The sequence below is a fragment of the Alterirhizorhabdus solaris genome, from assembly GCF_007785815.1.
GTDB lineage: Bacteria > Pseudomonadota > Alphaproteobacteria > Sphingomonadales > Sphingomonadaceae > Alterirhizorhabdus > Alterirhizorhabdus solaris.
Genome location: NZ_VNIM01000062.1, coordinates 1 through 24376, shown reverse-complemented (window position 1 = coordinate 24376; position 24376 = coordinate 1). Strand labels below are relative to the sequence as shown.

23 protein-coding genes, 1 tRNA gene and 1 pseudogene are annotated in these 24376 nt (G+C 68.3%); 7 read left to right on the top strand and 18 right to left on the bottom strand.

The features are described from left to right. Positions 1 to 8 precede the first annotated feature (8 nt). Positions 9 to 2243, top strand: coding sequence for an ATP-dependent helicase (locus tag FOY91_RS14345; protein WP_238995713.1), 2235 nt, complete (start codon positions 9 to 11; stop codon positions 2241 to 2243). Positions 2244 to 2372: 129 nt separating this feature from the next. On the opposite strand, the gene FOY91_RS14340 is transcribed toward FOY91_RS14345, so the two are convergent. Further along, the gene (locus FOY91_RS14340; RefSeq protein WP_238995712.1) at positions 2373 to 2759 is read right to left on the bottom strand and encodes a hypothetical protein; all 387 of its coding nucleotides are present in this window, start codon (positions 2757 to 2759) and stop codon (positions 2373 to 2375) included. 87 nt (positions 2760 to 2846) lie between these two features. Between FOY91_RS14340 and FOY91_RS14335 the strand changes: the two are divergent. Beyond that, positions 2847 to 3584: pseudogene (locus tag FOY91_RS14335) on the top strand (NYN domain-containing protein); the annotation flags it as partial. 248 nt (positions 3585 to 3832) lie between these two features. Here the strand turns inward: FOY91_RS14335 and FOY91_RS14330 are convergent. From FOY91_RS14330 to FOY91_RS14320, 3 genes are all read right to left on the bottom strand, one after another. Then, positions 3833 to 4723 (bottom strand): NAD(P)H-hydrate dehydratase, encoded by an 891-nt coding sequence (locus FOY91_RS14330; RefSeq protein WP_238995711.1) that lies wholly within the window; start codon positions 4721 to 4723, stop codon positions 3833 to 3835. Further along, the gene (locus FOY91_RS14325) at positions 4720 to 5484 is read right to left on the bottom strand and encodes a histidine phosphatase family protein (protein WP_145153324.1); all 765 of its coding nucleotides are present in this window, start codon (positions 5482 to 5484) and stop codon (positions 4720 to 4722) included. Before FOY91_RS14325 ends, FOY91_RS14330 begins: the two co-directional genes overlap by 4 nt. Before the next feature lie 83 nt (positions 5485 to 5567). Beyond that, positions 5568 to 6674 (bottom strand): mannose-1-phosphate guanylyltransferase/mannose-6-phosphate isomerase, encoded by a 1107-nt coding sequence (locus FOY91_RS14320; RefSeq protein WP_145153321.1) that lies wholly within the window; start codon positions 6672 to 6674, stop codon positions 5568 to 5570. 153 nt (positions 6675 to 6827) lie between these two features. On the opposite strand from FOY91_RS14320, the gene FOY91_RS14315 reads away from it, so the two are divergent. Continuing rightward, entirely contained in the window at positions 6828 to 8216 is a 1389-nt protein-coding gene (locus tag FOY91_RS14315) for a TIGR03013 family XrtA/PEP-CTERM system glycosyltransferase (RefSeq protein ID WP_145153317.1), read from the top strand. A 68-nt stretch (positions 8217 to 8284) separates the two neighbouring features. Here the strand turns inward: FOY91_RS14315 and FOY91_RS14310 are convergent, their stop codons facing one another. Beyond that, complete coding sequence (locus tag FOY91_RS14310; protein WP_145153314.1) at positions 8285 to 9433, bottom strand: sensor histidine kinase; 1149 nt, start codon at positions 9431 to 9433, stop codon at positions 8285 to 8287. 126 nt (positions 9434 to 9559) lie between these two features. Here FOY91_RS14310 and FOY91_RS14305 point away from each other — a divergent pair, with 126 nt between their 5' ends. Continuing rightward, the gene (locus FOY91_RS14305) at positions 9560 to 9928 is read left to right on the top strand and encodes a response regulator (RefSeq protein WP_162527239.1); all 369 of its coding nucleotides are present in this window, start codon (positions 9560 to 9562) and stop codon (positions 9926 to 9928) included. A 10-nt stretch (positions 9929 to 9938) separates the two neighbouring features. Here the strand turns inward: FOY91_RS14305 and FOY91_RS14300 are convergent, their stop codons facing one another. The 4 genes from FOY91_RS14300 to FOY91_RS14285 form a co-directional block, all read right to left on the bottom strand. Continuing rightward, the gene (locus FOY91_RS14300; RefSeq protein WP_145153307.1) at positions 9939 to 10571 is read right to left on the bottom strand and encodes a DUF4893 domain-containing protein; all 633 of its coding nucleotides are present in this window, start codon (positions 10569 to 10571) and stop codon (positions 9939 to 9941) included. Positions 10572 to 10649: 78 nt separating this feature from the next. Beyond that, a complete protein-coding gene (locus tag FOY91_RS14295) occupies positions 10650 to 11432 on the bottom strand; it encodes a 3-hydroxybutyrate dehydrogenase (protein WP_145153304.1) in 783 nt (260 codons plus the stop codon). Positions 11433 to 11435: 3 nt separating this feature from the next. Next, positions 11436 to 12575, bottom strand: a complete 1140-nt coding sequence (locus tag FOY91_RS14290) for a DUF3734 domain-containing protein (protein WP_145153301.1) — start codon at positions 12573 to 12575, stop codon at positions 11436 to 11438. 48 nt (positions 12576 to 12623) lie between these two features. Beyond that, complete coding sequence (locus FOY91_RS14285; protein WP_145153298.1) at positions 12624 to 15230, bottom strand: M1 family metallopeptidase; 2607 nt, start codon at positions 15228 to 15230, stop codon at positions 12624 to 12626. Positions 15231 to 15352: 122 nt separating this feature from the next. Here FOY91_RS14285 and ypfJ point away from each other — a divergent pair, with 122 nt between their 5' ends. Continuing rightward, positions 15353 to 16231: a KPN_02809 family neutral zinc metallopeptidase gene (ypfJ, locus tag FOY91_RS14280; RefSeq protein ID WP_145153295.1), complete on the top strand. Its 879-nt coding sequence runs from the start codon at positions 15353 to 15355 to the stop codon at positions 16229 to 16231. A gap of 51 nt (positions 16232 to 16282) precedes the next feature. On the opposite strand, the gene FOY91_RS14275 is transcribed toward ypfJ, so the two are convergent. Continuing rightward, positions 16283 to 17206 carry a DUF2171 domain-containing protein gene (locus FOY91_RS14275; RefSeq protein ID WP_145153292.1) on the bottom strand — a complete coding sequence of 308 codons (924 nt, stop codon included), beginning with the start codon at positions 17204 to 17206 and terminating at the stop codon, positions 16283 to 16285. 224 nt (positions 17207 to 17430) lie between these two features. Between FOY91_RS14275 and FOY91_RS14270 the strand changes: the two genes are divergently transcribed. Continuing rightward, positions 17431 to 17506, top strand: a tRNA-Ala gene (locus FOY91_RS14270). A 39-nt stretch (positions 17507 to 17545) separates the two neighbouring features. Here the strand turns inward: FOY91_RS14270 and FOY91_RS14265 are convergent. The 8 genes from FOY91_RS14265 to FOY91_RS14230 all read right to left on the bottom strand — a co-directional run bounded on the left by FOY91_RS14265 (position 17546) and on the right by FOY91_RS14230 (position 23417). Beyond that, positions 17546 to 17947, bottom strand: a complete 402-nt coding sequence (locus FOY91_RS14265) for a BLUF domain-containing protein (RefSeq protein WP_145153289.1) — start codon at positions 17945 to 17947, stop codon at positions 17546 to 17548. A gap of 135 nt (positions 17948 to 18082) precedes the next feature. After that, positions 18083 to 18898 carry a TrmH family RNA methyltransferase gene (locus FOY91_RS14260; RefSeq protein WP_145153286.1) on the bottom strand — a complete coding sequence of 272 codons (816 nt, stop codon included), beginning with the start codon at positions 18896 to 18898 and terminating at the stop codon, positions 18083 to 18085. A gap of 18 nt (positions 18899 to 18916) precedes the next feature. Then, entirely contained in the window at positions 18917 to 19189 is a 273-nt protein-coding gene (locus FOY91_RS14255; protein ID WP_145153283.1) for an HPr family phosphocarrier protein, read from the bottom strand. Further along, positions 19186 to 19593: a PTS sugar transporter subunit IIA gene (locus FOY91_RS14250; RefSeq protein ID WP_145153280.1), complete on the bottom strand. Its 408-nt coding sequence runs from the start codon at positions 19591 to 19593 to the stop codon at positions 19186 to 19188. The genes FOY91_RS14255 and FOY91_RS14250 overlap by 4 nt, the downstream gene beginning before the upstream one ends. Positions 19594 to 19625: 32 nt before the next feature. Further along, the gene (gene rapZ, locus FOY91_RS14245; RefSeq protein WP_145153277.1) at positions 19626 to 20540 is read right to left on the bottom strand and encodes an RNase adapter RapZ; all 915 of its coding nucleotides are present in this window, start codon (positions 20538 to 20540) and stop codon (positions 19626 to 19628) included. Next, on the bottom strand, positions 20537 to 20974 hold the full coding sequence (locus FOY91_RS14240) for an HPr kinase/phosphorylase (protein WP_145153274.1): 438 nt from the start codon (positions 20972 to 20974) through the stop codon (positions 20537 to 20539). Before FOY91_RS14240 ends, rapZ begins: the two co-directional genes overlap by 4 nt. 10 nt (positions 20975 to 20984) lie before the next feature. Next, the gene (locus tag FOY91_RS14235; protein WP_145153271.1) at positions 20985 to 22550 is read right to left on the bottom strand and encodes a sensor histidine kinase; all 1566 of its coding nucleotides are present in this window, start codon (positions 22548 to 22550) and stop codon (positions 20985 to 20987) included. Positions 22551 to 22700: 150 nt separating this feature from the next. Further along, positions 22701 to 23417, bottom strand: a complete 717-nt coding sequence (locus FOY91_RS14230) for a response regulator transcription factor (RefSeq protein WP_145153268.1) — start codon at positions 23415 to 23417, stop codon at positions 22701 to 22703. Positions 23418 to 23991: 574 nt separating this feature from the next. On the opposite strand from FOY91_RS14230, the gene FOY91_RS14225 reads away from it, so the two are divergent. Then, the gene (locus FOY91_RS14225; protein WP_145153265.1) at positions 23992 to 24309 is read left to right on the top strand and encodes a hypothetical protein; all 318 of its coding nucleotides are present in this window, start codon (positions 23992 to 23994) and stop codon (positions 24307 to 24309) included. The last annotated feature ends 67 nt before the right edge of the window (positions 24310 to 24376 follow it).

Genomic DNA, 24376 nt, shown 5'->3' with positions numbered 1-24376 from the left:
CCGCCTACCTGCGCGGCCTGAACGCCCCCCAGCGCGAGGCCGTGCTGACGACCGAGGGGCCGGTGCTGGTGCTGGCCGGCGCGGGCACCGGCAAGACGGCGGCGCTCACCGCCCGGCTCGCCCATCTCGTCGCCACGCGGCGGGCGTGGCCGTCCGAGATCCTGTCTGTCACCTTCACCAACAAGGCCGCGCGCGAGATGAAGGAGCGGGTCCACCGCATCCTCGGCGATGCGGTGGAGGGGATGCCGTGGCTCGGCACGTTCCACTCGATCGCCGCCAAGATGCTGCGGCGTCACGCGGAACTGGTCGGGCTGCAATCGAACTTCACCATCCTCGATACCGACGACCAGCTGCGCCTGATGAAACAGCTGATCGTGGCCGCCGAGATCGACGAGAAGCGCTGGTCCGCCCGGATGCTGGCCGGCATGATCGACCGCTGGAAGAACCGCGGCTGGACCCCGGACGACGTGGACGCCGGTGAGAGCGAGGGCTTCGCCAACGGGCGCGGACAGCAGCTCTACGCCGCCTATCAGGCGCGGCTGAAGGCGGTGAACGCCTGCGATTTCGGCGATCTGCTGCTCCACATGCTGGTGATCCTCAAGACCCACCGCGACGTGCTGGAGATATATCAGCAGCGGTTCAAATATGTCCTGGTGGACGAGTATCAGGATACCAATTCGAGCCAGTATCTCTGGCTCCGCCTGATCGCGCAGGAACGCAAGAACATCTGCTGCGTCGGCGACGACGACCAGTCGATCTATTCGTGGCGCGGGGCCGAGGTGGCCAACATCCTGCGCTTCGAAAAGGACTTTCCGGGCGCCGCCACCATCCGCCTCGAACAGAATTACCGCTCCACCCCGCACATCCTCGCCGCCGCATCGGGCGTGATCGCCAACAACGGCGGCCGGCTGGGCAAGACGCTGTGGACCGACGAGGCCGAGGGCGAGAAGGTCAAGGTGATCGGCGTGTGGGACGGGCCGGAGGAGGCCCGCCGCGTCGGTGACGAGATCGAGTCGCACCAGCGCAAGGGTGGCCGGCTGGACGACGTGGCGATCCTCGTGCGCGCACAGTTCCAGACCCGCGAGTTCGAGGACCGCTTCATCGCGATCGGCCTGCCCTATCGCATCGTCGGCGGCTTCCGTTTCTACGAGCGGGCCGAGATCCGCGATGCGCTTGCCTACTTGCGCGTGATCTCGCAGCCGGCGGATGATCTGGCGTTCGAGCGGATCGTCAACGTGCCCAAGCGCGGGCTGGGCGACAAGGCGGTGGCCAAGGTCCACATGCTGGCGCGCGCCCAAGGCGTGCCGCTGACGACGGCGGCCGCGCGCATCCTCGACAGCGACGAGTTGACCCCGCAGGCGCGCCGCGCGCTCGGCAACCTCGTGATCGACATCGCCCGCTGGCGCGACCGGCTGAACGATCTGCCCCATGCCGAACTGGCCCGGCTGATGCTGGATGAATCCGGCTATACCGCGATGCTGCAGGCCGATCGTTCGGCCGAGGCGGCGGGGCGACTGGAAAACCTGACCGAGCTCGCCCGCGCGATGGAGGAGTATGAGACGCTCCCCGCTTTTCTCGAACATGTCAGCCTCGTGATGGACAACGACGCCGACCGCGAGACGGCCAAGGTGACGATCATGACGATCCACGCGGCCAAGGGGCTGGAGTACGACACCATCTTTCTCGCCGGGTGGGAGGAAGGCGTGTTCCCTTCGCAACGTTCGCTGGACGAGGGCGGCCTCGCCAGCCTCGAGGAGGAACGCCGCCTCGCCTATGTCGCGATCACGCGGGCGCGGCGCAAATGCTTCATCGTCCACGCCGCCAACCGGCGGATCTACGGCCAGTGGACCTCGTCGATCCCCTCGCGCTTCGTCGGCGAGCTACCCGACGAGCATGTCGACAGCGAGACGACGATGGCGGGCGGCGAGTCGCTGTGGCGCGCGCAGTGGAGCGAGCAGGCCGATCCGTTCGCTCATGTCGGGCGCGGGGCCGGACGCGGGCCGGGTTGGCAGCGCGCCTCGGCGGCGGGCACGCTGGCGCCGGCGGCACGGATCGTGGAGTCCCGTGCCAGCGCCGCCAGCTTCGCCGCCAAGCCGCGCGGCGATATCGCCGAAGGGCAGCGCGTGTTCCACACCAAGTTCGGCTACGGATCGGTCGCGGCGATCGAGGGCAACAAGCTGGAGATCGATTTCGAGCACGCCGGACGCAAGCGCGTGCTCGACAGCTTCGTCAGCCCCGCGTGAAAAGAATTATCTGACGGGCCTGCCATACCCCGAGCGAAATCGAGGCGGGTCTTGGTACAGACCCCGTTTCGTGTCTCGACTTCGGTCGACACACGGGCGTCGTGACGATTACGCCCAGCAGCACGCTGCTCAGTCGGCGGAAACCGCCGTCGGCTCCAGCTTCAGCATCGACAGCTTGCAGCCTTCGTACCGCGGCTCGGCCGGATTGAACACGGCCTGCGGCTCGAACCGCTCGGTCGTCAGCGTCAGGCCGGTGAGGCCCGCCAGCTTGAAGCTCGCCAGCTTGATCTCGCGCGGCGGCTTGCCCTCGCGCTCCATCACCACGCCGTCGACGAACGGATCGTCGTGGCGGGTGTAGAGAATGTGCGGAGCGAACTGCATCTCGGTACGATTGTAGATCGCCCGAACACGCAGCTTGCGCACCATGGCCGCCTCGATGATCCCGATCGCGGGCGATGCCTGCAACGTCGGCTCGGTCAGCGTGGCGCTTTTCATGCTCAGGGTTTTACGCATCATGCTGCAATGCGGCAAAAATGAACCCCATGTCAAGTGTCGTGCCCGCAGGCGGCTCGCTTTCGCCGGAACCCCGCGCTAGGATCGGTGATGACTTCGGAAACCCGCGCCCCCCGCCTCGCCGTCCTGATCGACGCCGACAATGCCTCCGCCCGTATCGCGACCGGCCTGTTCGAGGAGATCGCGAAGATCGGCGTCGCCAGCCTGCGGCGGATCTACGGAGACTTTTCCGGCACACGGCTGAAATCTTGGGCGGAGATCCTGCAGGTCCACGCGATCATGCCGCACCAGAGCTTCGCCTACACGATCGGCAAGAACGCCTCGGACATCGCGCTGGTGATCGATGCGATGGACCTGCTGCACAACGGCCGTTTCGACGGTTTCTGCCTCGTCTCGTCCGACAGCGATTTCACTCGTCTCGCCGCCCGTATCCGCGAGGAGGGCGTCGACGTGTACGGCTTCGGCGAGCAGAAGACGCCGGCCAGCTTCCGCCAGGCGTGCAGCCGCTTCATCTACACCGAAAACCTGATCCCCGAGGCCCCCAAGCCGAGCGAGCCGGAGCGGCAGGACACCCGCCCGGCCTCGGTGAAGCAGCCCGCCAGCGAGGCGATCCCGCTGATCCGCACCGCCATCTCGCAGCTGGACGATGAAAACGGCTGGATCACGCTCGGCAACATCGGCAAGCGGCTGGCGACGCTGAAATCGGACTTCGACCCGCGCACATACGGGTCGGCCAAGCTGATCGATCTGGTCGAGCGGACCGGCGCGTTCGAGGTGCGGCGGAACGACACCGGCGGCGTCTATGTACGCGAGAAACCCAGCGCCAAGCCGGCGCCGGCACCGGCACCGGCACCCGCAGCAGTGAAGACACCGACGAAAGCCCCCGCCCCTGTTGCCCCGAAACCTGCGGTCGCCAAGCCACTGAACGCGACGAAGCCGGTTGAAGCCGCCAAGCCGATCAGCACCACGAAGCCGATCGATGCGCCGAAACCGCTCAATACCGCGAAGCCGTTGAATACGGTCAAGCCGCTCAACACCGTGAAGGCAGCCGCCAAACCCGCGGCGAAGAAATAGGTTCAGTCCACCGGGCGCGCCATCAGCCCCGGTATCTCGGGGAGCAGTTCGCGGGCGAGGAAGCCGATCGGTCCGATACGGCGGGCCAGCGTGCGGCCCGCCTCCCCATGCAACCACACCCCCCACGCGGTCGCCACAAGCGGCGCGGCGCCGCGCGAGAGCAGGCCGCCGACGATCCCGGCGAGCACATCACCCGAACCGCCCGTCGCCAGCCCCACGCCGCCGCCGCCGTAGTGCAGCAGCGTGCCATCGGGGCCGGCGATCACTGTCTCGCTCGCTTTCAACGCGACGACACCGCCACAGCGAATAGCCGCGTCGCGTGCCGCCGCCAGCGGATCGGCTGCGATCGTGGTGGCATCCAGCCCGGTCAGCGCGGCCATCTCGCCGTGATGCGGGGTCAGCACCACCCGTCCGCCGTGACGGCACAGGATCTCGCGCAACCGGTCGGCGCAGGCGATGGCGGCGGCATCGATCACGATCGAGAGGTCGTCGCGCGGCGCATCGAGCAGCGCCTCGACCAGCACTGCCGCCTGATCGCGGTCGCCCATGCCAGGACCGATCACGAACGTGTCGCATCGCTCGATCGCGGCACGCAGCAGCGGCACCGCCTTGCGGCCCAGTTCGCCGTGGCGGTCGGCCGGCAGCGCGATCGTCGCGGCTTCCGGCACCAGCATGCCGAGCGCCAGCGCCGCCCCTTCCAGCGTCGCCATCTGCAACTTGCCGGCGCCCGCGCGCAACGCCGCCTCGCCGGTCAGCCGCAGCGCGCCCGGCACCATCGCCGCGCCGCCTGCCACCAGCACGCGGCCCCGGCTGTTCTTGTCCGTCTCGCCCTCATGCATCGGCAGCGGGTGCCGGCGGAGCCATTCGGCATCGAGCCTGGTCGGCCCGCTCACCCGCGTGCCGCCACGATCGGGTCGGGCGCAGTCGTCACCGCCTCGGCCGAGTCCGCCATCGGCGCCGTCACGTTGTAGCGCTCCAGCACCAGATTGCCGTCACGCCCGGCGTCCGGGTCGAAACGATATTCGGTGATCGAGCAATTGGCGACGTCACCCTCGCGGTCGATCGCCAGGATGCGCTCCTCGTCGAGGTTCTCGATCACGTAACGCATGCACAGCACCACTACCTGATGCGCCACGATCATCACCCGTTTGCCCGGATAGTGCAGCGAGACGGTGTCCATCAGCGAGCGCAGGCGGAAGATCACATCGCACCAGCTCTCGCCACCCGGCGGGCGGTGGTAGAACTTGCCGAGGATGCGGCGGAACTCGGCCTGATCGGGATAGACCGCCGCCACGCCGGGGGTAGTCAGCCCGTCGAGGATGCCGAATTCCTTCTCGCGCAGCCGCTCGTCGGTGCAGATCGGCTCGTCCGGCGCGGCCCCGCCCGCATCGCGGAAACGGTGCGCGGTCTGGATCGCTCGGACGTAGGGCGAGGCGATGATGACCTCTGGACGACCGTCCTCATGGCCGGTGGAGAACCAGTGGCCGAGTGCATCGGCCTGCCGCTCACCCAGCGGGGAGAGGGGCACGTCCACGTCGCGACCGGAAATTTCGATCCGCTCCAGCCCCTCGGCATGGGCGGCATCGCGCGCGACATTTCCCGCACTCTGGCCGTGGCGCACCAGCCACAGGACGGCGGGCCACCGCGACGACATCAAGCCGCCCCCCGTTCGATCTTTACCTTCATCGCCTGTCCCCTCAATAGCTTGAGGTCAGACGCGCGAGCGGGCGGAGAGTTTCAGTCCTGTGACAATGCCGATTCGAACGGCCGGTCCAGGGTGACGTGGCCGTTCTTCTTCAGCGCCTCCACCGCGCGCTTCACCTCTTGGCTGCTGCCGCGCGGCATGATGAGGATGGCGTCGCCGGTGGCGATGACGATCAGATCCTTCACCCCCACGGCGGCCACCAGCGGGCCGTCGGTGCGGATCAGGCAGCCGCTGGTGTCGATCGCCACGACCTCGCCGTGATGCGCGTTGTTCCCATCGTCCTTGACGGCCAGATCGTGCAGCGCGTCCCAGCTGCCCACGTCGGACCAACCCATGTCGACCGGGGCCACCGCCACGCGCTCGGCCTTTTCCATCACGGCATAGTCGATCGAGTCGGAAGGCGACGCACCGAATGCCTCCGCCTCGGGGTAGAGCCGCGCGCCCTCGCGCCGGGCCGCTGCGTGCGAGGCGCGGGCGGCGGCGGCGATGGCGGGGGCGTGACGCTCCAGCGCGGCCAGATAGGCGTCGGCGCGGAACAGGAAGATGCCGCCGTTCCATGCATAGCAGCCCTCGGCCAGATAGGCTTCGGCGGTCGCGCGGTCCGGCTTCTCGACGAACCGCTCCACCCGGCGCACGCCGTCCGCCAGCACCTCGCCGGTACGGATGTAGCCGTAACCGGTGTCGGGCGCCTGCGGGGCGATGCCGAAGGTGACGAGCCAGCCGTCGTCCGCCAGCGGCACCGCCGCGTCGATCGCGGCGCGAAAGGCGGCGACATCGGTGATGACGTGATCGCTCGGCATCACCAGCATCAGCGCCTCGGGCGGCATGACCAGTGCGGCCAGCGCGATCGCCGGCGCGGTGTTGCGCGCCACCGGCTCCAGGATGAGCGTGTCGGGGGTGGCCCCCACCGCGTTCAACTGCGCCTCGATCTGGTCGGCGTGGGCGGCGTTGGCGACGATGATCGGGCGGCCGAACCGCGCCGGATCGTCGGCCCGCAGTGCGGTGAGCTGGAGCATCGTTTCGTCATGGGTCAGCGCCAGCAACTGCTTGGGCCGACCGGTGCGGGAAAGCGGCCAGAGTCGGGTTCCAGACCCGCCTGAAAGGATGACGGGGCTGATCTTCCGGATTGTCTGGTTCATGCCGCCTAATTCGGCGGGCGGCCCGCGATCGTCAAGCCTGCGATGGCCGGTGGCCGGAACGGTTCAGGATTTCTTTGTCAATTTCACCGACACTCGTCAGGGTAAAAGCCTTCCACGGTCGCGGCAGACCAGGGTGCGGGGATCCTCGACGGCGTGATACGGCTCTTCAAACACTACATCCCCTATGCGGTGCTGCTGCTGGGCCTCGTCGATTTCGCCATGCTGCTGGCAGCGGCGGAGGCCGGCTGGCGGATCCGGCTGTGGCAGATCGACGCGCTCGCCGAGCCGGTGTGGACGCGGCTGCCCCAGCTCGCCAGTTTCGCGGTGGCACTGGAATGCGCGTTGATCGCAGTGGGGGCCTATGGCGACGAGGCGCTGCAATCGCTGCGCTTCGCCGCCGCCCGGCTGCTCGTGGCGGTGTCGCTCGGCGTGATCCTCATCTCGCTGATGTTCTTCCTGTTCCCCGAACTCACGCTGTGGCGGTCCAATTCGGCCTATGCGATGGGTCTGTCGATCGCGCTGCTCATCCTCGTGCGCGCGCTGTTCGGGCGTCTGCTCGGCAGCGACACGTTCAAGCGGCGGGTGCTGGTGCTGGGGGCGGGCGCGCGCGCCTCGCGGATCATGGCGCTGGCGAACGGCGCGCGCGCGGGCTTCGTCGTCGTCGGCTTCGTGGCGATGAACGAAGGGCCGCAGCGGGTGCCGCAAGCGATCGACCGCCGCGACATCGAGAGTCTGGGCGATCATGTCGTGGCGCTGGGGGCGAGCGAGGTGGTGCTCGCGCTGGACGAACGACGCAACGCCCTGCCCTTCAAGGATCTGCTGCGGATCAAGACGACGGGCGTCCACGTCAACGAGATCAGCACCTTCCTCGAACGCGAGACCGGACGGGTGGATCTGGACAGCACGAACCCATCGTGGCTGATCTTCTCCGACGGATTTTCCGCCGGTCGGCGGCTATCCAGCATCGCCAAGCGCGGCTTCGATCTGGTGGCCAGCCTGTTGCTGCTGGTGATCGCCGCCCCCGTGATCGCCGTCACCGCCGTGCTGGTGAAGCTGGAGAGCAAGGGGCCGGCCTTCTTCCGCCAGACCCGCGTGGGCCTGTACGGCGAGAACTTCTCGATCCCGAAGCTGCGCTCGATGCGGCAGGATGCCGAGGCGCCGGGCAAGGCGGTATGGGCGGAAAAGAACGATCCGCGCATCACCCGCGTCGGCCGCGTCATCCGCAAGCTGCGGATCGACGAGCTGCCGCAGGTGTGGAGCGTGCTGCGCGGCGAGATGAGCTTCGTCGGCCCGCGCCCCGAACGGCCGCAGTTCGTGGCGGAACTGGAGAAGAGCCTCTCCTTCTACGCCGAGCGGCACATGGTGAAACCCGGCATCACCGGCTGGGCGCAGATCAACTATCCCTATGGCGCCAGCCTGGAGGACGCTCGGCACAAGCTGGAATACGGCCTCTATTACGCCAAGAACTACACCCCCTTCCTCGACACGCTGATCCTGCTGCAGACGGTGCGCGTGCTGATCTGGCCCGAGGGCGCGCGGTGACGCGGCGGGCTTGAGGCCGCAGGCTGGATACGACCTGCCAGAAGACCCCGGAAGGCAGGGATACGCGTTTACCGCGGCACCGTGTTCGGCAGTGAGAAGCGCAGGGTGGTGCCTGCCGCCGAGGCCCATTCCGGCCGTGCGCCGATCTCCCGCGCCAGCCCGTCGATCAAGGCCATGCCGGTGCCCGATCGCGGCCTTGTCGTCGGCAGTGCGGGCAACCCCACGCCATTGTCGGCGATCTCCACCCACAGCCGCCCGTCGCACCGTTGCGCTTCCACCGTGATCGTCGGTGTCGGGGTTGCCGGCGTCGAGAAGGCGTATTTCAGGCTGTTGGTGGCGAATTCGTTCAGGATCAGGCCGAGTGGAAACGCGATCTCGCTGTCGATCTCCACCTCGTCGATCCGCACGACGAGCACGGGTGCGCTCTCGCGATGCAGCGCGATCAAGCCCTCCAGCAATTCCGTGACGTAGGGCCGCAGTCGCAGCCGGTCGTCATTGCCGCTGATATGGACGTGATCGTGGACCAGCCGCAGCGCTTCCAGCCGATCGCCGATCACGGACAGTTCCGACCGCACCTCTTCGCTCTGCGCACGGCCCATGCGGATCTGCACCAGCCCGATCACCGCCGCGAGGTTGTTCTTCACCCGGTGCTGCAGTTCGCGCAGCAGGATCTCGTTGCGATCCGCCGCATGCTTCAGCGCATCCGCCTTCTGCAACCGGTCGATCACCGGGGCGAGAACGGTGGCGTAGGTATGGAGGAAGGCGATATCGTGATCGCTCGGCTGCCATACCGTGCAACTGTCCACCTCCAGCACGCCGTAGGGCGCGCGTCCGGCCAGGAAGATCGGCACGTTGACGAGGCCGACGACGCCGGCATCCTTCATGAATTGCGGAAACTCGAAGCGGGGTTCGGCGCGGATGTCGGCGGTGCTGACCGGATGCGCGGCCCTGATCGCAAATGTCTCGGACGAGAACTCGTCCATCGGCAGATGCACTTTGCCAACCACGCCGGGGGGCCAGCCGACCCCGGCCCGCACCAGCATCGACTGTCCGTCGTGATCGATTTCGAGAATCTTGGCCAGATTGGTGCCAAGCGCCTGGCCTACGAGCCGGCACGCCTCGGTCAGCACGGTGTCCAGATCGTCCGTCTTCATGGAAGACAGGCCGAACTCCGCGAGGATCCGCTGGCGTTCAAGCAGTTGATCCAAATCAGCCATTTTATTCCTAACTTGAATCAACGGTTTTAGTTGTCACCTTCTATATGGTGAATAAATATCCGGACTTGCCCGCTAGCGATGCATATCCGATAAATAAATATCGGCGACTGCTTCGGAGACTCAGGGGTGATTATCGAAGAAGTTGCCGGCAAGCTGATCCTGATCGTCGAGGACAAGTATCTCATCGGCGCCAGCCTCGCGCTGTTCCTCGAACAGGTCGGTGCGCGGATCGCCGGCCCCGCCAAGGATGTGGAGGAAGCGATGGCATCGCTCGATCCCCGCCCCGATATCGTGATCCTCGATATCCAGCTTGCCGTCGGAACCTCGTTCCCCGTCGCGGACGAGCTGGTCCGGCGCGGCATACGCTTCATCTTCGCGACCGGCACGCCCAGCGTCATCCCGGCCGAACATTCCCGGCGGCTCGTCTGTGCCAAGCCCTATACCGGGCTGGCCGTCGTCGCCGCGCTGAAGGCGGCGCTGGCCGCCCCCGCCTGATCGCGGTCGCCTATCCGGCCGGCACCAGCTCCATCACGTCCAGCGTCGATTCCCAGCGCGGAAAAGGCAGCACCAGCCGCCAGCGATCCGCCCCCACCCGCTCGAACAGACCGGCCATGTCGCGCTCGGGATCGCGGCCGTAGTCGAGCGGGCGCTTCTCGTCGCCCAGGGTCATCGAGCCGAGGAAGACGAGGCGGCCGCCATCGTCGGGGAACAGCAGGCCGACCGGGCGCTGCGACCCGCCGAGCTTGGCCAGGCTCAGCACGTCGGCCTCGCGCGTGATGCGGCAGGCGAAGGCGGGATAGGCGACGTAGCGCATGCCGCCATCGCCGCGCCCGCCCAGCTTGGTCACGCGGCAGCGATAGTCGCCCGGCGGCGGGATCGGCCCCGGCAGCGCGGCATCGGGCTGGAACAACGCCCCCTCGCCCGTCACCCGCGCCCGGTCGGCGGGTGACGTCACCCTGGCCAGCGCCTGTGTCCACGCGTCGCGCCATGTCCGCACGCGATCGCGATCCGCCGGGGTGGCGATCGCGCGCCAGCCGGCGGTGGCCTGCGCCGGCCGCTCACGGTCGCGATGGTGCGAAGCGCAGGCGGACATCGCCAGCAACGGCAGAGCCGCCCACAGCACGCGCGAAATCGTCATGCAGGCGACCCTTCCTCTCGACGGCACCGGCCGGACGGCCGATCGCTCAGGCGACAACGCACCGCCGTCCGGTCCGCCTCAGGCGGTCCAGCCGCCATCCATCGAAATGTTCGTGCCGGTGGTGGAGGCGGCACCGTCGCTGCACAGCCACAGCGCCATGCTCGCCACCTGCTCGGCCGTCACGAACTGCTTGGTGGGCTGACCGGCGAGCAGCACGTCGTTCATCACCTGCTCGCGCGTCATGTTGCGCGCCTTCATCGTGTCGGGAATCTGCTTTTCCACCAGCGGCGTCCAGACATAGCCGGGGCTGATGCAGTTGGCGGTGATGCCGAAGGTCGCCGTTTCCAGCGCCACCGTCTTGGTCAGCCCGGCAAGGCCGTGCTTGGCCGAGACATAGGCCGACTTGAACGGCGAGGCGGTAAGCGAGTGGGCCGAGGCCGTGTTGATGATCCGCCCCCACTTGCGCGCCTTCATCCCCGGCACGGCGGCGCGGATGGCGTGGAAGGCGGCGGACAGGTTGATCGAGATGATCTGGTCCCATTTCTCGATCGGGAACTCCTCGATCGGCGAGACGAACTGCACGCCTGCATTGCTGATGAGGATGTCCGGCCCGCCCAGCTGTTCCTCGCAGGCCTTCACCATCGCGGCGATCTCGTCCGGCCTGCTCATGTCGGCGGGCGAGTAGGCCGCCTTCGCGCCGCTCGTCTCGGCCAGCGCCTTGCGCTCGGTCTCGATCGCGTCGGCGTCGCCGAAGCCGTTTATCATCACCGCTGCGCCCTCGGCGGCCAGCGCCTTGGCATAGGCCAGGCCGATGCCCGAGGTGGAGCCGGTGATGAGTGCGGTCTTGCCCTTGAGAAACATGTTCTACTCCGGTCTGGCGAGGTCGAAGGCGGCGGTCTTGCCGTCCATGATATTGCGCGCGAGCAGGTTGGAGCGGTCGATCGTCTGCGCCACCGCCGCGCCGCCCGCCGCCCAATGCTCCTCCATCGTGCGGGCGGAGAATTCATAGTCGCGCGATCCGCCCTCCCACGCATTGGCGCGATAGACGAGCTGGACGAGGTTGACGCTGTGCTCGCGCGAGGCGGCCGCCAGCGTGGCGACATCGGGGTCGTCGCGCAGGTCGGCCGGCAGCTTGTCGAGCAGGGTACGGATCGCCTCGCGCTCACGCCGCAGCTTGAGCAGCTGGTCGGATACCTGCCGGGTGCGGCTGGAGAACTGGATCTCCTTGGCGCGCGCCAGCACGTCCATCATCGTGCGCGGCCGGGTGTTGGCGGCGGCGAACAGATCGACCTGGAACACCAGCAGATCGCACGGCTGCGTATCGAGCACATGGCTGAGCGGCGTATTGGAAACGAGGCCGCCGTCCCACCACAGCTTGCCGTCGATCTCCACCGGCGGCAGGCCGGGCGGCAGCGCGCCCGAGGCCATGATGTGCCGCGCGTCGATCCGCTCGTTGCGGGTGTCGAAATAATGGAAGTTGCCGCTTTCCAGCTCCACCGCGCCCACCGACAACCGCATCGGCCCGTCGTTGAGCAGATCCCAGTCGATCAGCGCGTCCAGCGTGGCCACCAGCGGGGTGCTGTCGTAGAAGCTGAGCGCCTCCATCGAGCCGGCCGGCGCCAGCATGGGCGGGATGAGGCGCGGCGAAAAGAAGCCCGGCACGCCCGCCGCCATCACCCAGGCGGCGGACCACATGTGGACTGCCTCGCGCATCCGGTCGCCGGGCCAGATCGGCACGCTCGGCAGGCTGTTGGTGACGCCGTCCCAGACCGCGCGCAGCCGCTCCCCCCGCCGCTCGGGCGGGTTGCCGGCGATGATCGCGGCATTGACCGCGCCGATCGAGATGCCGGCTACCCAGTCGATCTCGATCGCCGACGCCGCCAGCGCCTCGTACACGCCCGCCTGATACGATCCGAGCGCCCCGCCGCCCTGCAACACCAGCGCCACCTGGTCGGGCAGCGGCAGCGCGGCGGGGCGTTGGGGCATCGGTTCGATATCGGCCATCCGCCTCATGTGACGCGTCCGGCGCGCCGCATCAAGCGTCCAGCCCGATCACGACCCGTTTGTCGCGCGCCCCGCCCACGCCGCGATCGGCGCCGCCTGCTCCGCCCGCAGCCGCGCGCGATAGCGGATGGTGGTGACGGCATCGGTCGCCGTCTGCCGCGATCCGGCGGGAACGGAGGTGGCGGCGTACCGCTCCACCCGGTCCGCCAGCGCCGGATCGGCCGAGGTGGTGGCGAGACGGACGATGTAGCGCGGCCGCGAACTCGCCTCGACGAAGGCGTTCACCTGCGCGGCGTGCGCCACCGCGAAATCGAACGCCAGCGCCGGATGCTCGGCCGAAACACCCGCGATCAGCTCGGCGCGGTCGGGCGTGGTCGGCTCCTCGGTCAGCGCCAGATCGAGCGCCCGCTGCGCCAGCGCCGCATCGGCCGAGCCGGCAAGTGCCGCGTAGAGATCGCTGCGGGCGATCGGGTTGCGCTCCGCCAGCGCCAGCGCGTGCAGCTTGTCCCAGTCCGCCGGCGTGGCGTTGAGGGCGTAGGTGGCGAGCACCGCGTTGCGCGTGGCGGCGGGGATGTCGTCCAGCCCGCCGGCCACCGCCTTGCGCGCCGCATCGGCGACGGGCGCGTAGCCGAACCGGCCGAGCGCCACGATCAGCACCTCGCGCAACTGGCTGACGGGCGGCGCCTCGCCACGCTTCGGCGCGAAGCCGACGCGGTCATATTGCGGGGCGAGCATGGCGGCGGCGCGGGCGCGGAAGGGCCTTTGCGCGGGATCGCCCGCCAGCACCCGATCGAGCCGGACCAGTTGTGCGGCGGCGAGGTTCCATACCAGCGGATCGGCGGTGGCCGGGATCTTGTCGAGCAGGCCCAGATAGCGATCGAACGGCAGGTAGTTGCCGTTCGCCAGCGCCAGCGTGTCGCCCATCAGCCCCACCTGATCGGTGAGCACCAGCCCGGCGAACCCGTCGGACAGCGCCTTGAAATGGCCGGGCGCGGCGAGGAAGCGGTAATAGCCCTGCTGCCCGGGATTGACGACGACCGGGCTGACACATCCCCGCACCGTGGCGGGCCGCACGCCCGGCCCGCTCACGTCCAGCTTCGCCATCGCGTTGCCACCCGCCACCCGCACCGGCACGATCCAGCGCCGCCTGGCCTTGGATGCCGGATCGAGACCGAAGCGATCCTGCGAGAAGGTGATGCGCGTGTTGCCGCCCGCGCACGCCGGCTCGCCGCCGCGGATCAGCGGCACGCCCCCTTGCAGCGTGAACGTATCCGCGAACGGCTTGACCGGGCGACCGGCGCTGGCGGCCAGCTCCGCCCACAACTGGTCGGTGCGGGTGTTGCCATATTTGTACTTCGCCATGTAGCGGCGCACGCCGTCACGGAACGGGTCCGGCCCCAGCGCGCCCTCGATCATGCCGATCACCGCTTGGCCCTTGGCATAGGTGATCGCATCGAACGCCTGGCTGATCTCGTCCACCGTGCCGATCGGCTGGACGATGGCGTGCGTGCTCGACCGCGCATCCGCCGCCATCGCGCGCTCCCGCTCGAACGCGACATCCTGCGCGGCCTTGTTCCAGCCCGGGTTCAGCTCGTGGCTGGCCTTGCCCTCCATCCACGAGGCGAAACCCTCGTTCAGCCACAAGTCGTCCCACCACGCCATCGTCACGAGATCGCCGAACCACTGGTGCGCCATCTCGTGCGCCACCACGGTGAAGATGCGCTGGCGGTCGTTCTCCGACGACACCTTGGGATCGAGCAGCAGGACGCGATCGAAATACAGGATCGCCCCCCAATTCTCCATCGCGGAGAAGAACTGGCTGCTGCCCGGCGCGGCGATCATGTCCATCTTGGGCAGCGGATAGGGCGTGCCGAAATAGTCGTTGTAATAGGCCAGCAGCCGCGCCGCGCTTTCCAGCGCGTAATCGCCCTGATCGATCGCGCCGCGCCGGGTGATGATGCCGATCTCGGTATTGCCGACCATCTTCGTGCGCCGCTCGACATCGCCCATGCCGAGGAACAGCAGGTAGCTGGACATCTTCGGCGTGGTGGCGAACGTCACCAGCGTCTTGCCGTTCGCGCCCTTGGCCTTGCCCGCCACCGGCATGTTCGAGAAGGCGGTGTTGCCCTCAGGCGTGGCGGCGGTGAGGCGGAAGGTGGCCTTGCGCGAGGGTTCGTCCCACATCGGTGCGAAGCGGCGGCCGTCCGCCGGCTCGAACTGGGTCACCAGCATCCGCTCGTCGCCGCCCCTGGCGTTCTTGTAATCCACCGCGAACATGCCGGCGGCCGAACGATTGATCTTGCCGGCATAGGCGATCGACAATTTGTGCGTGCCCGCCGTCACGGGCGAGGGGAAAGCGAGCGTCAGCGTCTGCTTCGCCGAATCCAGCTTCACGGTCGGCGTGGTCGCATCGTCCAGCCGCACCGCGCCGATCGTCAGGTCCGCCGCGTTCAGCGTGATCGTGCGGGTGGGCGATGCCACCGCGATCGTCACTACCTCGCTGCCGGTGAAGCTCAGCGCCTTGGCATCGGGATCGACCGTGATGTCGTAGTGGATCGGCGTGACGTTGGCCGGCAACTGCCCCGGCGCGAGGCCCGGCGCGGCGCCGCCCAGCGAGAGCAGCAGGGGGGCGGCGAGAAGGACGGAGCGACGCATGGGCATCCCTTTTTACGGAGCGATTGGCGTGGATTAGGCCGCGACCGGCACCCGGGCAAGGCTCGGTTGCAAGCGCGGTGCCCCCGGCGCATGGTCCGCGCGACATCATCAGGGGGACGGCCATGCGGCTCGACGACGAGCAGGAGAGCAGCAATTTCGAGGTGCAGGGGCGCGGCGGCGGCGGTGGCGGCCTGCCGCTGGGGCTGCTCGGCATGTTCCTCGGCAGCGGCAAGCTGGGGTGCGGCGCGCTGGCGCTGATCGTGGTGGCGGCGCTGGTGTTCGGTATCAACCCGCTGCAACTGCTCGGTGGCGGGGGCGGCAGCCCGGTGCAGCAGAGCGGCCCGGCCACCACCGATCCGTCGCAGCTCACCGAAGTGCAGCGGCTGTCGCTGAAGGTGCTCGGCTCCACCGAACGGCGCTGGACGGATATCTTCGCGAAAAGCGGCCAGCAATATACCCCGGCGGTGCTCAGCTTCTACAGCAGCACCGGGCGATCGGGCTGCGGCGTGGCGCAGGCGGCGATGGGGCCGTTCTATTGCCCGTCCGACAACAAGATCTACCTCGACACCCAGTTCTTCGACGAGCTGCGCCAGAAGTATGGCGTGCCCGGCGATTTCGCGCAGGCCTATGTGATCGCGCACGAAGTCGGCCATCATGTCCAGAAGCTCACCGGCATCGCCGACCGGGTGCGCCGCGCGCAGGCCAATGCCAGCGAGGCGGAAGGCAATGCATTGCAGGTGCGTATGGAGTTGCAGGCCGATTGCTACGCCGGCGTCTGGGCGAAGAACGACGTGAACCTGCTGGAGGCCGGCGACATCGAGGAAGGCATGCGCGCCGCGCAGGCCATCGGTGACGATACGCTGCAACAGGCGGCGGGCCAGCGGCCGGTGCCGGAAAGCTTCACCCACGGCACCTCGGCCCAGCGGCAGGAATGGCTGAAGCGCGGGCTGGACAGCGGTGACCCCGCGCAGTGCGATACCTTCGCCGGCAGCGGCATCTGACACGAAAAAGGGGCCTCGCGAACGAGGCCCCTTCCCGATCGGTCGATCCGATCAATAGGTGCCGGAGAAACTCCGGTTCAGGTTTCGGCCGCCCGACCGGTCGTCGTTGCCGCCGATGGCCTTGTTGGACTCCTCGTCCTTCCAGGCCTTCTGCGCTTCGGCAGCGGTGCGGTCGATCTCCACCTTGTCGCCTACCTTGGTGATCCACGAACTCGGGATCGAATGGTGGTGGCCACCCGCATTCTGGTCGTTCTTGGCGAGCAGGATGCGGTCGCCACGGACGTGATCGACCTTGCCGACATGCTGCCCGTCGGACCCGACGACCTCCTGATGCTCCTGTACCTGCCCGAGCGAGTCGCGCTGGCCCTGCCGGCGGCTGCGCCAGCCGGTGAACTCGTTGTCGAACTTGGACTGATGCTCGCGACGGTAGTCGTCATAGTCACGGTCGAGCGCCTCGATCTGACGGTCGCGCCACGAGCTGTAGCTTGGGTCATGATCGCGACCGCGGCTACCGCGGTCCCGATCCGGCCGCTGGTCATCCCGGAAGTTCCAGCCATAACCGGCGGACGGCATACCCAGCCCGGCATCGGCGATGCCCGCTGCGAACAACCGATCCGACGTATCCCGGCGATAGGAGTCGCGGCCGGTGCCACTGCGATCCCGCTCGGGCTCACGGTCGGCATAGCGCTCGTCGTAGCGACGGCGGCGCTCGGCCTCCTCATCACCGAACCAGGAGCGCACTTCGTCACCCGCGCGGTCGAAGAAGCCGCGGTCGTCCTGATCGTAGCCCTGCGGCGGACGCCCGTAATCGGTGCGGCCCCGTGCGTAACCGCCGCTGCCATAGCCGCGATCCCGGTTATAGCTCAGGTCTTCGCCGCGATCGTAGCCGCGCTCATAGTCACGGGCCGGTCCTTGCGGACGATATCCATAGCTCTGGTCGCGGCCGTAACGTCGATCATTCCGATCATATCCCATATGATCCTCCTGCGTTCTTCCTGCCAAGACCGTGTCTTCTTGGCCGAGCGGCCGTCGCACGATCTCGTCAGGATAAATGAGAATGCGGGATTTTCGTTCCGATCCGGCCACATCGACACGATGGACGGTGCGTAGCGGCGGATATTCGGCGGAGGAGGATACGGCTGCCGGAAAAGGCCGTTGCATCATCGCAATCGGGCGGCTAGAGGAAGCGCCCGGCGGACGGGGCTGTAGCTCAGATGGGAGAGCGCTGCAATCGCACTGCAGAGGTCAAGGGTTCGATTCCCTTCAGCTCCACCACCGCCGCCTCCCCTGATTTAGCGTCAGCGTCGCACGGCACTACTGCTCGCCCAGAGCGGCGAAACCGACGAAGAATGCGCGCAGGTGCATGTCGGATACACCCGCGACATCCCCCATCACCGTCTGGCGGAACGCTTCCCGGCGCGTTTGGTCGAGCAGCCGGCGACGCATCGACCAGTCGCCGAACTCACGTCGGGCGATCGCCGTATTGAAGATCACGCGGATGTCGAAATGCCGCTCGTCGCGCGCGATCCGCCCATAGCAGTCGGCCACGGCCGCATCCGGCCCTTCCAGCGCCTGGAGGAAGCGGCGCCCGTCGAACAACAGCAGGCCGGTGATGCCGGCGAGGCGGTTGAGCTCCCATGACGCCTCGGTGATGGCGAGGAGTTGCCCGGGGTTGCCCGCGTCGGTCGCCTGGCTCGTATAGCAGATCCTCAGCATGCCCCGCCCCGTCCGTCTCGTCCCCGGCCGCGCTCTTATGAAGAACTTGATGTAAATCAAAGCCGGGACGGCACGCGCGCGCAATTTTGCCGGCACGCCGGCAGGCGTCAGGCGTCAGGCGTCAGGCGTCAGGCGTCAGGCGGGGTCTGGCACCCGGCGGCGCTGGTTCAGCACCTCATAGGCCATCACCGCCGTCGCCACCGCCGCGTTCAGGCTGTCGGCCTTGCCCAGCATCGGCATTTTCACCAGCAGGTCGCATTCGGCAGCATACTCCGCCGGCAACCCCTGCGCCTCGTTGCCGACTAGCAGGAAGGTTGGCGCGGCATAGCGCGGCGCCTGATAATCATGGTCGGTATCGAGGCTGAGGCCCACGAGTTGCCCCGCCCCGCCGCGCAGCCACGCGACGAACTCGGGCCACGTCGCGGCGGCGATCGACTGGGTGAACAGCGCTCCCATCGAGGCGCGCACCGCCTCCACCGAGAAGGGATCGACGCAGTCGTCGATCAGGATCAGCCCGCCCGCCCCCACCGCGTCGCCGGTTCGCAGGATGGTGCCCAGATTGCCCGGATCGCGCAGCGACTGCGCCACCAGCCAGATCGGCGCGGTGCTGCGATCCAGCGCGGCCAGCGGCAGGGTGAACTCGGCATAGACGCCCAGCACCGTCTGCGGATTGTCCTTGCCGGACAGCTTGTGGAGGATGTCCCGGCTCGTCTCGATCGCCTCGCCGCCGGCCTGCTCCACCGCCGCCACCAGCCGCACCACCAATGGGTGGCGGGCGGAATCGACCGCGTAGAAGATCGTCTCGGGCAGGCAGCCGGCATCCAGCGCCTCGGTCAGGATGCGCAGTCCCTCGGCAAGGAAGCGGCCCTGCTCGCGGCGATGGCGCTTCTCGCGCAGCAGGCGGACGCTCTTGACGAGCGGGTTCGAGAAGGCGGTGATCTGGCGGGGCATGATGAAGCGGCCGGCGAGTTATTCCTCGCCGAACTTGCCCTCGACCAGCTCGACCAGCGCCACGACCGCGCGCTCGGCATCGGCACCCTTCGCGCTGATGCGGATGCTGTCGCCCATCGCCGCGCCCAGCATCATCAGCCCCATGATCGAGGTGCCGGCCACGCGCGATCCGTCCTTTTCCACCTCGATCTCGGCGGCCTGGCCGCTGGCGAGGGTAACGAACTTGGCGCTGGCCCGCGCGTGCAGGCCCCGCCGGTTGGTGATCTGCACCTGCCGTTCGATCGCGGTCATGCGGCGGCTTCCCCCAATACCTCGGAGGCGACCGAGATGTATTTGCGCCCGGCTTCGCGGGCTGCCGCCACCGCTGCCTTCACGTTCATCATCTTTCTCGCTCCCTCAAGGCGTATGAGCATGGGCAGGTTGATCCCGGCGATCACCTCCACCCGACCCGGCTCCATCAGCGAGATGGCCAGGTTGGACGGGGTGCCGCCGAACAGGTCGGTCAGCACGATCACGCCCGATCCGGCCTCTACCGCCGCCACGGCACGCGCGATATCGGCGCGGCGCACCTCCATGTCGTCGTCCGGCCCGATGCAGATCGGCTCGATCGCCGCCTGCGGCCCCACCACATGTTCCATCGCGACGACGAACTCTGCCGCAAGCCGACCGTGCGTTACCAGCACCAACCCGATCATCTACCCATCCGCGTCTGTTCCGGCCCGATTGTTCACGCTACCCGCCCCGACGACGAGTCGGGGGTCTGCGGCGCAAGGTCGCGATGCAGCACGGTGGGGGAAAATCCACCGGCACGCAACACGTTCGCCAGCCGTTCAGCCACATGGACCGAGCGATGCCGCCCGCCGGTGCAGCCGATGGCGATGGTGACGTACGACTTTCCCTCGCCGGCGTAGCGCGGGAGCAACAGGCCGATCAGCCCCTCGATCCGCTCCATCGCCTCGGCATAGGCCGGATCGGCGGCGACATAGGCGCTCACCCCGGCATCGAAGCCGGTCAGCGGGCGCAGTGCCGGGTCCCAGTGCGGATTGCGCAGGAAGCGCATGTCGAACAGCAGGTCCGCCTCGCGCGGCACCCCGCGCGAGAAGCCGAACGACATCACCGTCAGCGTGGGCGCGGCGTTGGTGCGGTCCTCGAAACGGCGGCGCAGTTCCTGCTGAAGCGCATTGGTGCTGGTGGCCGTGGTATCGACGATATGGTCGGCGGCGCGGCGCAGCGGCTCCAGCAGGGTGCGCTCGCGCAGGATGCCGTCCGCCACCGGACGGTCCTGCGCCAGCGGATGGCGACGGCGCGTCTCGGAGAAGCGGCGGGCCAGTTCCGCGCCCGAGCAGTCGAGAAACAGCGTCTCCACCTCGCGCGCGTCGTCGCCGCGCAGCCGCGCCGCGCGGTTGAGGATGGCGTCGGCATCGAATCCCCGCGTGCGCGCGTCGATCCCCACCGCCAGCGGCCGGTCGCCATCGGCCGCATCGACGGACAGCGGCACCGCCAGCAGCCGGTCGAGCAAAGGCAGGGGCAGGTTGTCGACCACCTCCCAGCCCAGATCCTCCAGCGTGCGCAACGCGGTGGACTTGCCCGCGCCCGACAGGCCGGTGACGAACAGGATGCGCGGCGGGCGGCGGGCGCTCATGCCGGCGTCAGGACGGCCAGCGCGCGCTCCACACGGATCGCGGCCGATGCCTCGAACGGCGCGATCACGGTGCCGGGCACGGTCACGCCGGCCAGCGTGTGCGCCACCGGCTCGGGCATCCGCTCCACCACGCCGTCCAGCACCGCTACCATCGCCACGGGCGCTTCGGCCAGATGCGCCATCGCGACGATGCCGATGCCGCGCACCTCGATCTGCCCGGCGATGCGGGGCGGCGGCGTCGCGATCAGCCGGTCGCCGTCGCGGCGCAGGTCGGTATAGTCGTCCGCCACCAGCATCGCCCCGCGATCGATCAGCCGCAGCGCCAGATCGGACTTGCCGCTGCCCGACCGGCCGGTGAGCAGCACCGCCCGCCAGTCCTCGCCGTGGCGGATCGCGATCGTCGTCGCGTGGATCGTGCGGGCGTCGTCGGTCATCGTTCGCGCCTTATCGTTCGGGGGCCACCGGCAGCCGCACGAGGAAGCGCGCGCCCGACGAATCGTCGTCGCGGTCCTCCACGTCGATCACGCCGTTGTGCGCCTCCACGATGGCCTTGGCGATGGCGAGGCCGAGGCCGCTGTGACGGCCGAACGCCTCGCCTTCCGGGCGGATGCTGTGAAAGCGGTTGAAGATCGCCTCGCGCGCCTCCGGCGGCACGCCCGGCCCCTCGTCGTCCACCCGCACCAGCACCCGGTCGCCGTCACGCGTGGCAGCGATCTGGACGAGGCCGTCGGGCGGCGAGAAGGAGATGGCGTTGTCGATCAGGTTGCCCACCACCCGCGTCAGCCGCGATCCGTCGCCCAGCACCACGGCGGTGCCGGCATGCGGCCGGGCGAAGGCGAGACGGACACCATGGTTCTGCCCGCGCGCCTCGCGCTGCGCCACCAGCCCCTCGATCATCGGGCCGAGATCGATCGTCTCGAACCTCGCGCGCGACAGTTCGGCGTCGAGCCGCGAGGCATCGGCGATATCGGTGATGAGCCGGTCCAGCCGGCGCACGTCGTCACGGATCACTTCCAGCAATTGTTCGCGCAGGGACGGATCGGAGACGCGGCCCATGCTCTCCACCGCCGACCGCAGCGAGGCCAGCGGGTTCTTCAGTTCGTGCGTCACGTCGGCGGCGAACGCCTCGGTCGCGTCGATCCGCTGGCGCAGCGCCATGCTCATGTCCGACAGCGCGCGGGCCAGCAGCCCGATCTCGTCACGGCGGGAGGGCAGGCGCGGGACCGTCACCTCGCGCGCACGGCCCAGCCGCACGCGATGCGCCGCGCGCGCCAGCCGACGCAGCGGCCGCACGATCGTGCGCGCCAGGAACAGCGACAGCAGCATCGAGGCGGCGACCACTACCCCCAGCACGATGCCCAGCCGCAACCGCTCGGCCCGCACCACGCGCACGATATCGCGTGCGTTGTCGGTGGCGAGCAGCACCGCCCCCGGCATCCCCGGCATGGGCGTGGCGATCGAGATCACCGGCGTGCGTTCGGGCGCGCGACGCAGGAAGCGGATCGTCTGGCCGGTCCGGCGCGCCGTCACCGCCTCGGGCCATGCCGCCAGCCGGTCGCGCGCCGGCTCCACGAAGATGTCGGGCCGATCCGCCCCCACCACCGTATCGATCGCGCGATCGAGAAAGCGGGCGACGCGCCGCTGCAACGGATCCTGCGCCGGATCGCGCAGCACATAGGTGGGCGCGGACATCGTCCAGCTGTCGAGCGGCGGCGCGTCGCCCCCCGGATACAGGCGGAAGCGGGTGCCGGCCACGGTGCCCAGCTGCGCCAGCAGCGCCAGCCGGTCCGCCGGCGGGGCCGAGGCGGTGGCGCGGGCGGCCAGCAGCGTCTCGAACGCGGCCTGGTCCGTCCGCCGGTCGATCACCTGCGAGCGGTAGCTGTCGAGGTAGAAGAACCCGCCCGCCAGCATCGCCAGCGCAAAGATGTTGACCGCGAGGATCCGGCTGGTGAGCGACCAGCGCCCCGACCAGGCCAGCGCCAGATCGCGCTCCTCGCTACGCCGCGGCATGGATCGCCGCGCCTTCCGCCCGCTCCCGCCCCGCCGTCACCCCGGACCTGTTCCGGGGTCCACCGGCGTTCATCGGCCAACGGCGTCGGTGCGGGGGACGCCCGAACACGGCCGCCACCACGGGAAGGCGCACGAAGGACGAAGCCGCCCTCACGCCATATCCTCCGAAAAGCGATACCCCACGCCGTACAGCGTCTCGATCGCCTTGAAGCCGTCGTCCACCGCGCGGAACTTGCGGCGCAGGCGCTTGATGTGGCTGTCGATCGTGCGATCGTCGACATACACGTCGTCCTGATAGGCGGCGTCCATCAGCTGGTCGCGCGACTTCACGAAGCCGGGGCGCTGCGCCAGCGCGTCGAGGATCAGGAATTCGGTCACGGTCAGCGTCACGTCGTGCCCGTCCCACGCCACGCGGTGGCGGGCGGGGTCCAGCCGCAGCCGGCCGCGCACGATCGGGTCGGCGGCGGGTTCGGCGGGCACGGCGTCGTCGGGCGCGGCGCGCGCTTCGGTACGGCGCAGCAGCGCGCGGATGCGGGCGATCAGCAGCCGTTGCGAGAAGGGCTTGGTGATATAATCGTCCGCCCCCATCGCCAGGCCGAGCGCCTCGTCCAGCTCGTCGTCCTTGGAGGTGAGGAAGATCGCCGGCATCGCGCTGCGTTCCCGCAGGCGGCGGAGCAGCTCCATCCCGTCCATGCGCGGCATCTTGATGTCGAGCACGGCGAGGTCGGGCGGGTTGTCCACCAGCGCCTTCAGCGCCGCCTCGCTGTCCGAATAGACGCGCACGACGAACCCCTCGGACTGGAGCGCGATCGATACCGAGGTCAGGATGTTGCGGTCGTCATCGACCAGCGCGATGGATGCCGTCATCCTGGCCGCCGGGCCTCCTTCGTAAGAGCGCGTCTGACTAGCGCAACTGGCGGGGGCGGGCAACATGGTGGGCGGTCGGGCGGACTGTGGCCTTGGACGAGCGTCTTCTTACGGTGGAGAGCGATTGCCGGGATCGGCCGAGGCGCCGGGACGACGGATCAGATCACGCCTTCCGGTCTCATCCGGTCTCTCCGTCACCCTAGCGAAAGCTGGGGTCTCCGCATATCGAAGCGAGCGCCCGGTTCCACGAGATGCCAGCCTTCGCTGGCATCTCGATGTTTGGTGGTTAGCGGAAGGTGTGGGTTTTACGTTCGCGGTGTTCTCGGAACGCAGCCCAGAGGAGCAGCACGACAAAAATGAGGATGCCGCGCAGAGGAAGGTGACCCGCTGCCAATAACAAGTCGCTACTTATCCAGTCGAATAAGAACTGTCCCGTCAGCACCGGTAAGCCGACTCTGATCGTTAGACTGACAAGACGGTGCTGCATTGGTTCATGCTATATCGATGCAGAATGTCCGCAAGTGGTGGAAAGCGGTCGTTGCCTGAACGCGCGGATGACCTTACGCGCTGACGCATGGACGACGGAAAACCCGAGTGGAGCGATGACTTAGCTGCAAAGCTGCTCGGCTCCGTCGTCCTCGTCGGCATCACCCGTCGAAGTGTCAGCGGCGAGACGCTTGAGCAGTTCTATGGGACCGTCAAACGAGCGGATGCTCAAGGCATTGACTTAGCCTTAAGCGGCTCCCGCTCCGGCGAGAGCTTCTTCCTGCCACCGGACCCAAGAGCCTTCTTTCCCGCCCAGCCGGGTTCGTATCGGCTTCGCGATACCGGCGAGATAGTCGAGAACCCCGACTTTACCACGACGTGGACGGTTGATCGGGACGAGGATTGAACGTCCGCTTATGGGCGATAGCGGCCATCAAGCCACCATCGCCCGCCGCCCCCCCAGCGACGCAAGC